Here is a 10,851-nt window from a genome sequence, read left to right on the forward strand (position 1 = left end):
CCGACATGCCAGCCATACCCAGAGCCCCCGGGCCCTCCGATCCTACGAATGACCAGATCAGACCCACGCCTTGAAAGGTAGGACTGACCATGCCCAGTACCAACGGCGGCGAGCTGCTCGTCCAGGTCATGCGCGACAACGGCGTCGACACCGCCTTCGGCGTGGTCAGCGTGCACAACCTGCCCCTGGTGGAAGCGGTGAGCCGGGAACTGCGCTTCGTCCCGGTGCGCCACGAAGCGGCAGCGGTCAACGCCGCCGACGGCTACGCCCGGGCGACCGGCGGTCTCGGGGTGGCGATCACCAGCACCGGCACCGGCGCGGGCAACGCGGCCGGTGCGATGGTCGAGGCGTTGACCGCGGGCAGCCGGGTGCTGCACGTGACCGGCCAGATCGATTCGCCGTTCCTCGGGCAGGGCCGCGGCGTCATCCACGAGACCAAGGACCAGGCCGCGATGCTCACCGCGGTGTCCAAGCATTCGGCCACCGTGGCCTCGGCCGACACGGCGGAATCTGTGCTCCGCAACGCGGTTCGTAGTGCCCTTTCGCTCCCTTGTGGACCGTCGAGTGTGGAATGGCCGATCGATCTCCAGTACGCCGGGCAGCAGTGCCGGCCCGCTCCTGCGGAGCAGGGTGGGGCCGCGCCGCCGGTCGATCCGGCGGCGGTGCGCAGCGCCGCCGAGATCATCCGGAGCGCCGAGCGGCCGATCCTGTGGGTCGGCGGCGGCGGCACCGGAGCCGGCGAACTCGTGCGCGAGCTGGCGGAGCTGCTCGGCGCGGGCGTGCTGACCAGCAACTCCGGCCGCGGCAGCGTGCCGGAGGACCACGAGCTGGTGATCGGCAACTTCGCCGCCAACCCCGAGGCCGAGCCGCTGCTGGCCGAGGCCGATCTGCTGATCTCCATCGGAACGCACTTCCGCTCCAACGAAACCAGGCACTACGCGCTGGAACTGCCCCGCAACCACGTGCAGATCGACGTCGACCCGGCAGCCATCGGCCGCGTCTACCCAGCCGCGGTCGGCTTGACCGGCGCCGCGGAGCAGGTGCTCCCGCAGCTGCTCGCCGAGCTGACCGGCGCGGTGGGCGGCGGTCCCGGCTGGCGCGACAAGGTCACCGGCACTCGCGCTCGGGTGCGCGCGCACCTGCGCGCGGCGATCGGCAAGTACGCGCTGATCTGCGACGCGATGCGGCAGGCGCTGCCCGCCGAGTCGGTGATCGCGCGCGACGTGACGATCCCGTCCAGCCAGTGGGGCAACAGGCTGCTGGAGATCTACCGGCCGAACACCAACGTCTTCCCGGTCGGCGGTGGCATCGGGCAGGGCTTGGCCACCGGCATCGGCGCGGCGATCGGCGTGCCGCAGGCGCCGACCGTGGTGTTCGCCGGGGACGGCGGCCTCGCGGTGCACCTCGGCGAGCTCGCCACGCTGGCCCAGGAACAGCCGTGGCTGGTGCTGGTGGTGTTCAACGACGGCGGCTACGGCGTGCTGCGCAACATGCAGGACAAGCACGCGGACCGGCGCTCCGGCGTCGACCTGTTCACGCCGAACTTCGGGGGCCTGGCCGACGCGCTGGACATGCCGTACGCGCTGGTCAACAGGGCGGAATCGTTCGCAGAGACGTTCGCCAAGGCGGTGGCGGAGCACCGCCCGTTCCTGATCGAGGTCGATGTCACCGCGCTCGAACCGACGCCGTCGCCGTTCGTGCCCCCGATCCACGTGCCCAGCTGAACAGGATCCGCGATGCCCGCCGAACCGGCCCACCACGACCACCACCACGCCCACGGGCCCGCCAACCGGGGCCGCCGGGTGCTGCGCACCGCCGCGCCGCTGTTCGTGCGGTTCCCGCGCACCCGCCTGCGCACGGCCGTGGTCGTGCTGCACGACGCCTACGGGCTGACCGAACCGATCGAGCACTGCTGCCGGGCACTGGCCCGGAGCGGGCACGTCGCGGTCGCCCCCTACCTGTACTACGAGACCGGCGGCAAGGAATTCCGCCCGGAGAACGAGGAAACCGCGCGGGCCGCGATGTCCCTGCTAGCGGCCGACGACCTCGCCGCGGACATCGCCGGGGCGCTCGATCACCTGGCGTCCCGGCTCGGCATCCCGGCCCGGGCGACCGGCGTGCTCGGGGTGGGCGAGACCGCCCGCCTCGCGACCTGGGCCGCCGCCGAACACGACCTGGCCGTGGCGGTCGAGTGCGATCCGCTCGACGAGTCCCCGGCCACCGAACCCGCCCAGGCGATCCGGCTCCTCGACGCCCGGATGCCCTGACCACAGCAGACCCACTGATCGCCTCCCGGCCCAGGAGGCGCGGAACGCGAGACCACCGCGCTCGCGGAACCTCCCGGCAACTACCGTTCCATGCCACGCACTCGTGGCATGCGTGTCCCAAAGAAGGAGGGACGCATGAGCATCACGGCCCCCGACCACACCGTCCAACAGGACGTCGCCGCCCGCCTGGAGCGGCTGCCGATGTCGCGCTGGCACATCAGCGTGCGGCTGATCATCGGCGTCGTCACGTTCTTCGAGGCGTTCGACCAACTGCTCATCGCCTTCTCGCTGCCCGAGATCTCCCGCGAATGGGGCCTGTCGACGGCAGGCGCCACCGCGACCCTGACCATCGGCTCGATCGGCATGCTGCTCGGGGCGCTGGCCTCCGGCTGGCTCGCCGACCGCATCGGCCGGGTCCGGGTGATCACGCTGTGCCTGGTGATCACCGCGCTCGGCAACCTGGGCATGGCGCTGAGCCCGGCGCTGCTGCCGTTCCTGATCCTGCGGTTCATCCAGGGACTCGCCATCGGCGGCGAGGTGCCCACCGCGGCGTCCTACATCGCCGAGCTCAGCCGGGCCAAGCGCCGCGGCCGGTTCGTGCTGATGTACGAGGTGGTCTTCCCGGCCGGACTGACCGTCGGCGCGCTGGCGTCGGCGTGGATCGTGCCGCACTGGGGCTGGCGCACGCTGTTCCTGATCGCCGCGATCCCCGGCGTCGCCGCGTTCTTCCTGCAGCGCAGGGTGCCCGAGTCGCCGCGTTGGCTGGCCGCCCGCGGCAAGTCCGCCGAGGCGCAGGAGGTGATGACGCGGATCGAGGAGAACGTCCGCCGCTCCACCGGCCGGGATCTGCCGCCACCCGCACCGGTTCCCGCCGCCGTCGGCACGGAATCCGCGCGCACCGGCGCGCTGCGCGACCTGTTCACCGGTCGCTACCGGCGCCGCACCCTGGTGGTCTGGACGATCTGGTTCGTCGGCTACCTGGCCAACTACGGGCTCACCTCGTGGCTGCCGACGCTTTACAAGCAGGTGTTCGGCCTGCCGATCGACGTCTCGCTCTGGTACAGCACCCTGGCGTCGGTGGCCGGGCTGGCCGGCTGCGTCCTGGCGGCGCTGACCATCGACCGGCTCGGCCGGCGGATGGTGCTGAGCATCGGGCTGGGCGGCACCACGGTGGCGATGGGCGTGCTGGCGGTGCTCGGCGCGAGCTCTGCCGGGCATCTCGCGGTGTTCTCCGCGTTCGCGGCGATGTTCAGCTTCGCGGCCAACATCAGCCTCTACCTCTACACGCCGGAGCTGTACCCGACCCGCAGCCGGGCGCTCGGCTGCAGCCTGGGCGGTGTCCTCAACCGGCTGGGCATCATCACCGGCCCGATCCTGGTCGCCCTGGTCTACGCGGGCGGCACGGGGCTGTCGGCGGTGTTCCTGATGATCGGCGGTATCACCCTCGTCGGGACGCTCGTCACCGCGGTGTTCGCCGAGGAGACCAAGGGGCGCACGCTCGAAGAGCTGTCGCCGTGAAGATGCCGACCGGCAGGCGGTTCATCCGTTCGGCCAGCCATCCAGCCGCCGAAAGCGGGTAGTTCACCAACGGCCCTGCTGCGCTGCCGCGCGGCAGGGCCGTTCGCTCGGGCCGCGGGGAGCAGCGTCCGAATAGGACTGAACGAGGTTTCGCCGGGGCATGATCGTGCTGTTGAACCCAATGCGCCGGTCGGCGGCAAGGCGCCTATGTGTTGAGGCTGGAAAGGTGCGCGATTAGCCTGCTGAATTCGTGTTCCCGGGTGTAGTAGACGCGTTTGGCGTCTGCGAGCAGTGGGGGGATTGCCGCGTCATCGTCTTCGCGAAGCATGAGCACGAGCACGGAACCGCCCCCGTGCCTCGTGATATCGATGTGGAGCGCCGCGTTCAGCTCACGTTGGGTCCAGTTCGATCGCATGAAGTTCGTGCTGATGCAGGCCAGAAAGGATCGGCTGCTGCGCAGACCTTGATTGATCTCCCCGGTGACCATTGATTTGGGTGACATTTGCACTTCGTCCAACCAGCAGGTGATGCCGGCTTCCGTCAAGCGGTGGTGGATCTCGGACACGATGTTCCAGTCTTCCCTGGCGTAGGACAGGAAGACGTCGAACTCGTAATCGTCCGGCCGATTCTTCATGGCGTCGCGGAGCGCCGTTCGTAGTGATTCGCGTTGGCGCGGGTGCAGTTCTTCGTCGATGCCATCGGCGGCGATGCGCAGAACCTTGACCGGTTCGTCCTGAACTCGGTATGTGCGTAGCGGTTCCCAAGTGCCGAGGTTGGGTAGATCGACCCAGAGCAGCGGGAATTCGGTTCCCTTCAGCGACCGTTCTGGTAAATCGTGAGCTTGCAGCTCGCCGGCCGCGAGGATGTAGATGCCCGTGCGCTTCGCGTCAGGGATCGGCAGATCGGCGAGCGTTAATTCGAGAGCTCTGGTGTCAACATCGATCAAATCCGTGTGCTTGCGCAGGTCCGAAAGTGCGTCGGACCACGAGCCAGGCCCCATGCTAAGAGGTCCTGTGCGCCGAGGACCGAGAAGGTACGGAGCATTGTCGCTGACGTGTTGCAGCACGCGATAGTTGATGAAGGCCGATACGCGCGGCGAGGATGACCTCGCCGAGCACGATGATGTTGAACAGGCTGTAGCGCTCGGCGATGTGCTCGGGATGCCAGCCGGTCGGCCGGCCGCGGAACTCGGCCCACGCGGGCACCGCGACTTCCGCGACGACCAGCAGCGCGAACGTGACCGGTGCCCAGACGCCGGCCGCCCAGAACCGGGCGATCCAGCCCACCTGGACCACGGCGATGCCGACGGCGTAGCGCAGCGCGGCCGGGCGGCCCTCGGGGTGCTGGGCGGCGGCGCGGAGCCATTGGGCGATCAGCGCGATGCGCATGAGCACGTACCCGGCGACCACGACGGTGAAGTCGTAGTGCTCGAACGCGGCGGGTACTCCGGCGGCCAGCACCAGCACGCCGGTCATCTGCAGGAACGTGAGCAGCCGGTACGGCACGTCGTCGGTGTCGTAGGCGGACGCGAACCAGGTGAAGTTCATCCAGGCCCACCAGATGGCGAAGAACACCGCCGCGTAGCCGAGCAACCCGGCGCCCAGATGTCCCCCGGCGATGGCGTGGTGCAATTGGGCCGCGGCCTGCGAGACCGCCACCACGAAGCACAGGTCGAAGAACAGCTCCAGCGGAGTCGACGCCCGGTGCTGCTCCTCCGGATCACGCCCCCGCATCGCCCGCCACGCGCGCGCCTTCGTCGCTTCGCTCACCTGATCCCTCGCTCCTGTTCCCGGCGCCGGCCACGGCAGGTGGCAGGCGGGCCCCTCAGACCGCCCGCCACCCCGCCGGGTGGTCAGCGGGTCGTGTAGCCGCCGTTGACGAACAGCGTCTGGCCGGTGATCCACCGGCCGTCGGTGGCCAGGAACTCGATCAGCGGGACGATGTCCTCGATGTGGGTGAGCTCGTTGCCCATGGCCTGCGACTTGTGGAACGCCACGCGCTCCGGGGTCTCCTGCGGGTAGAAGAACGGCGTGTCCATCGGGCCCGGCGCCACCACGTTCACCGAGATGCCGCGGTCGGCGAACTCCTTGGCCGCGGCGCGGGTGAAGTGCTCCAGCGGCGCCTTTCCCCCGGCATAGGTGGAGTAGCCGTCGGTGAACGCCGCCAGCAGCGACGTGCCCAGGCTGATGATCCGGCCGTCGTCGTTGAGCCGGCGCCCGGCCTCCTGGATGAAGAAGTACGCCGCCTTCAAGTTGATCGCGAACATGCGGTCGTACTCGTCCTCCGTGGTCTCCAGGATCGGCTTGCGCAGCACCATCCCGGTGGTGTTCACCGCGACGTCGACCCCGCCGAAGGTGTCCACCGCGGCGTCGAACAACCGCCGCACCTCGCCGACCCGCGTCAGGTCGCCCTGCACGGCCACCGCCTCGGAACCGGCTTCGCGCACCGCGGTCACCGTCTTCTCCGCATCGGCGGCGGAGGAATCGCTGTGGTGGTGCACGACGACCTTCGCGCCGCCGGCCGCGACGGTCGTGGCCAACAGGCCGCCCAGGTTCTTCGCACCACCGGCGATGACGACCACCTTGCCCTGCAGCGTTCGCTCAGCCATCGAAATCCTCGTCCCTTTCGGCATCGAAGCAACGACGCCTCCGACCGTAGGCAGCCGCCACCGGGGCCGGGAAACAGAAGTTCGCTGTGCACCCACAACCCGACTCGATATCGCCAGCGCAACCGCGCTCGGACCGTCCGTTGTGGATCGCCCTTCCGAGAGAGCCGCGTGGAGATCGGGCTGGCGTCGGGCGGTCGGCGGGCGGAAGTAATGTGGCCGACCGTGGATCGCCCCTTGCTGCCCGAGCACCTCCAGCTGCTGCTGTCCGATGAACCCGTGCTGGACGTGTACTCCCACGGTCCGTGGCGGGTTCCGGACGGGCTGTACGAGGAGATCCGAGAGCGTGCGGTGGAGCTCAACCGCGATCCGGCCGCCGAGGCGTTGGCGGTGGAACTGCCGGAGTTCTTCGCCGAAGGCACCACGGTCATCGGCGCCGAGCTGTGGTTCCTGCTGGAGTTCCTGGTCGGCACGGCGGCGGTGCGCGGCGGCAACGCCGCCGATCTGCAGCGCGAGACCATGGGCGAGTTCGCGGCTCAGCCCTGGCGACCCAACCGCACCTGGGCCTGGAGCGCGAGCGCGTCTCGGTTCCGGCCGCCGGTGGAGTGGCTGCTCGACGGCGCCGGCGACGACCCGGATCTGCGGGAGCTGGCGTTCGGCTTGGCCCGCCGCTGCCTGGACGTATTCGCCGGGATCGAACCGCTCGAACCGCGCCGCCAGGCGCTGATCGCGCTGCACGACATGCGCGCGGCGGACCCAGCACTGGCTAAGCAGGACCTCGTCGCGCCCGTCGGGACGCTGGCGGACGTGTGGGCGCAGCGCGCGGACGAGTCGATCCTGGCGGCGTTGCCCGAGCTCACCGGCGTGGCCGGCTACCTGGACTGGGCGTGCTCGGGTTTCCTGGCCGCGCACCAGCGGCTGCTGGAGCGGTCACCGGGCTCCGCCGGCGCCGGTCCGGTGCCCGACATCGACTACTCGGTGGAGCACGAGGTCGCGCTGGCCTGCCTGATGCTGCAGGCCGAGCTGGTGGAGGTGCCGGTCGAACTGGCGCTCACCACGGGCCGCGCGATGTTCGAGGTCGTGCAGGCCATGTTCGTCAGGCTCAAGGAGAACTTCGACGGCGACCGCTGGCACAACCTCGTGCTCGCCTGGCTGGGGCGCGCGGTGCTGGCCGGTGAGGTGGACGTCTGTCGTGCCTGGCTGGATATGGCGATGCGGATCAGCGGCGTGGTGCAAGGCCTGCCGGATGGCGTGGTGATGCCGAGCTGTTTCGTGCCGGTGCGGGACTTCCAGCAGCAGCTGCGGGTGCTGACCCGGCCGCGCCGGGTGATCAACCCGTTGGTGCCGAAGCTGGCAAGCGGCGGAGAGCTGCACTCGGCGTCGGCGGATCCGACGGCGGCCCTGGTGGGCCAGCCGGAGCTGGCCGATGCGGTTCGCGCCGAGCTGGCGGATTTCCAGCATGCCCGCACCAGGGTGGTGCGGACGTTGTTGGCCGGGCCGGAAAGCACGGGTCGGGGCACCGCGGCGGGACTGCTGCGCGGAGCGCTGCTCAAGGCGGGCGGAAACCGCACGGAGGCTTGGGTTTCCGAGGCGGAGTTCGCCAGCCTCGACGTCAGCAACGCCGTGGTGCACCTGCAGCAGAAGACCCAGGGCCTCGGCGCCCAGGACGTGCTGGTGGTGCACGGCCTCGACCAGCTGGCGGGCCTGGAACGGTCCGGGACCGCGCTGCTGGAGGAGCTGCGGCGGTTGTTGAAGCGGCTGCCGGAGTTGCACGTCATCGCGGTGTGCCGGGCCGGGGGAGACGACCGGGTGGGCGCGGTGAATCCGGCGCTGCTCCAGCAGTTCCGGGTTGCCAACACTCGCGACTTCGCACCGGAGGACCTCGTTGCGCTGTTCCGGCGCGCGGTGGCCCGGCGAGGCGCGATCGTCGCGGACGAGGCCGCGCAGTCGATCACACGGCTGGCGGCAGGGCCGCAGAACATGCGCGGCGCCCGGCTGATCGAGGACCTGGCGCAGCGCGGTGTCGACGCGGCCCGCGCCCGCAACAGCGGGGGACCGTTGGAGGTGCTCGGCCGCGACCTGCCGGACCATTCGGCCGGCACCGACCTGGCGGACTGCGTGGGTTTGGATTCGGTTCGCGGCGAACTGGACCTGGTCCTCGCCGAGGTCCGGGCCGCGAAGCTGCGCCGGGAAGCCGGGATGCCGGGCGCGGTGCGCCCGCGGCACCTGGTGTTCACCGGTGCGCCGGGGACCGGGAAGACGACCGTGGCCGGGGTTTTGGGGCGGACGTGCGCGGATCTCGGCCTGCTGTCCTCCGGGCACCTGGTGGTGGTCGACTGCGCGGACCTCGCCGGGCGGCACGTGGCGGAGGCGGCCATCGGGGTGCAACGCGCGCTCGACAGGGCGATGGGCGGCGTGCTCTGCATCGAGGACGCGGGCACGCTCGCCCGGCCGGGCATCGACGTCGACCGGGCCCGCAACCAGGGCGTGATCGACGCGCTGCTGGCGGGCCTGCAAACGCGCTCGGCGGATCTGCTGGTGGTCCTGTGCGGGCCGGATGCCGCGGTGAACGGCCTGCTCAAGGCGACCCCGGAACTGGCGGCCTGCTTCCCGAAGGTGCTGCGCTTCCCGGATCTGACCGACGAGCAGGTCGTGGAACTGTTCGAGCGCAAGGCCGCGGCGGCGGGCTTCACGCTCGGAGAAGGAGTGCCGGAGAAGGCTCGGGGCGTGGTCCGCATGGCCCGCCGCGACGCGGCGATGACCAACGGGCGTCTCGCGGTGAACCTGCTGGAACGCGCGGTTTCGTTGCAGTCCAGGCGAATCCTCGCGGACGGCGTGGTGGGCGAGGACGAGTCGCTGCACCGGATCGAGGCAGCGGACGTGCCGGACACCCCGGTCGAGCCGGTGCACGCGGATCTCCCGGCGGACCCACTGGCGACGATCGACGGCCTGATCGGGCTGGAGTCGGTGAAGCGCGAAGTGCGCTTGCTGGTCGCGGAAGCGGAAGCGGACCGGATGCGCCGCGGCGCCGGACTGCCGCTCGCGGCCCGCACCAGGCACCTGGTGTTCACCGGCAACCCGGGCACGGCGAAGACGACGGTGGCCAGGCTGGTCGCGGCGGTGTACGCGAAGCTCGGCCTGCTGTCCTCCGGCCACCTGGTCGAGGTCTCGCACGCGGACCTGATCGCCGAGTACATCGGCCAAACCGCCCCGAAGGTCCGCGCCGCGGTGGAGCGCGCGCTGGGCGGTGTCCTGTTCATCGACGAGGCGTACGCGCTGACGCCGCCGGACGGCAGGCACTCCTACGGCCCGGAAGCGATCGCGGAGCTGCTGCGGCTGATGGAGGAGCACCGCGACGACCTGGTGGTGATCGCGGCGGGGTACGAGAGCCGGATGACGGAGTTCCTGCGCACCAACCCGGGCCTCGCCTCGCGCTTCCCCTCGGTGGTGAACTTCCCGGACTACGACGAGGCGGAGCTCGTCGAGATCTTCGAGAACATGGCGCGCACGGCGGGATTCACCGTCCAGGAAGGTGTCGACGCGGAGGTCCGCCGAATCCTGCGAGCGACGAGCCGGGACGAATCGTTCGGCAACGGCCGAGTCGTCCGAAACCTCCTGGACCGGGCGATCGCCTTGCAGGGCGAGCGAATCACCACGACATCGGAACCGCAGGACCCGTCGGAAGTCCGGCTCCTGCGCCCGGCTGATCTGGCCGACGTCCACATCAGCCACCTCGGAACCCAAAGCGACCAGTTCGGTCAGTACCTCTGACTGGTCAGGCTCCGTGAGTGCTTTGGGCTGCTATAGCGCGCGTTGCTCCGAGGAGGGTGGTCAAAGCATCTGTACCTCGCCGTCGAACACTGCGATTAGTGTGGCCTTCGGCGGATCCACTACTTGACTGGGAGGTCCTGACATGACGAGCAAGTTCACCGAGCTTGCGATCGACTGTGCCGATCCCAACGGTCTCGCCCGGTTCTGGTGCTCGGTCCTTGGCTACGAGGTGCAAGAGGAAGACGACGGAATTGTCATAATTGGCTCGCCTATGGTGCCTGAAGGCAAGAACCGCCCCGGCCCAGTGCCACCGACGTTGACGTTCGCGCGCGTGCCCGAGGGCAAGACCGTCAAGAACAGGCTCCACCTCGACGTCAACCCAACCGACGGGGAGCAGGACGAAGAGGTCCGTCGCCTGCTCGACCTGGGTGCCCGACACGTCGACGTCGGCCAAACCGGCGATGAGAGCTGGGTCTGCCTTGCCGACCCAGAGGGGAACGAGTTCTGCGTCCTCGCGGGCCGCCGCCCCTGATCGGTGAACGGACGCACCAGGCCGGGTGGTGGCAGAGGTCAGGCTCCGTGAGTGCTTTGGGTTGCTATAGGGCCTGTTTCCAAACTCGTCCTGCGTGGCGGTGCGGGTGGCGGCCCCCCTGCGGGAGTCACCGCGGTCTTCTCGCTGTGGGATCCCCG

The 10,851-nt window shown here is 70.0% G+C and carries 7 protein-coding genes and 1 pseudogene; 5 read left to right on the forward strand and 3 right to left on the reverse strand.

Features of this window, described 5'->3' with window-relative positions:
- The first annotated feature begins 89 nt into the window (after positions 1 to 89).
- The 3 genes from AB0I53_RS48360 to AB0I53_RS48370 all read left to right on the forward strand — a co-directional run bounded on the left by AB0I53_RS48360 (position 90) and on the right by AB0I53_RS48370 (position 3,785).
- Entirely contained in the window at positions 90 to 1,724 is a 1,635-nt protein-coding gene (locus tag AB0I53_RS48360) for a thiamine pyrophosphate-binding protein (protein WP_358617657.1), read from the forward strand.
- Between the two features lie 12 nt (positions 1,725 to 1,736).
- A complete protein-coding gene (locus tag AB0I53_RS48365) occupies positions 1,737 to 2,267 on the forward strand; it encodes a dienelactone hydrolase family protein (protein ID WP_358617659.1) in 531 nt (176 codons plus the stop codon).
- 135 nt (positions 2,268 to 2,402) lie between these two features.
- Positions 2,403 to 3,785 carry an MFS transporter gene (locus tag AB0I53_RS48370; protein WP_358617662.1) on the forward strand — a complete coding sequence of 461 codons (1,383 nt, stop codon included), beginning with the start codon at positions 2,403 to 2,405 and terminating at the stop codon, positions 3,783 to 3,785.
- Between the two features lie 205 nt (positions 3,786 to 3,990).
- Here AB0I53_RS48370 and AB0I53_RS48375 read toward each other — a convergent pair whose 3' ends face one another.
- The 3 genes and pseudogenes from AB0I53_RS48375 to AB0I53_RS48385 form a co-directional block, all read right to left on the reverse strand.
- Positions 3,991 to 4,785 carry a toll/interleukin-1 receptor domain-containing protein gene (locus AB0I53_RS48375; RefSeq protein ID WP_358617664.1) on the reverse strand — a complete coding sequence of 265 codons (795 nt, stop codon included), beginning with the start codon at positions 4,783 to 4,785 and terminating at the stop codon, positions 3,991 to 3,993.
- A 79-nt stretch (positions 4,786 to 4,864) separates the two neighbouring features.
- Positions 4,865 to 5,518: pseudogene (locus tag AB0I53_RS48380) on the reverse strand (low temperature requirement protein A); the annotation flags it as partial.
- A gap of 119 nt (positions 5,519 to 5,637) precedes the next feature.
- Entirely contained in the window at positions 5,638 to 6,393 is a 756-nt protein-coding gene (locus AB0I53_RS48385) for an SDR family oxidoreductase (RefSeq protein WP_358617666.1), read from the reverse strand.
- Positions 6,394 to 6,615: 222 nt separating this feature from the next.
- Here AB0I53_RS48385 and AB0I53_RS48390 point away from each other — a divergent pair, with 222 nt between their 5' ends.
- Positions 6,616 to 10,161: an AAA family ATPase gene (locus AB0I53_RS48390; RefSeq protein ID WP_358617669.1), complete on the forward strand. Its 3,546-nt coding sequence runs from the start codon at positions 6,616 to 6,618 to the stop codon at positions 10,159 to 10,161.
- Positions 10,162 to 10,303: 142 nt separating this feature from the next.
- Positions 10,304 to 10,693 (forward strand): VOC family protein, encoded by a 390-nt coding sequence (locus AB0I53_RS48395; protein ID WP_358617671.1) that lies wholly within the window; start codon positions 10,304 to 10,306, stop codon positions 10,691 to 10,693.
- The last annotated feature ends 158 nt before the right edge of the window (positions 10,694 to 10,851 follow it).

It is taken from the genome of Saccharopolyspora sp. NPDC050389, from assembly GCF_040655595.1.
Classification (GTDB): domain Bacteria; phylum Actinomycetota; class Actinomycetes; order Mycobacteriales; family Pseudonocardiaceae; genus Saccharopolyspora.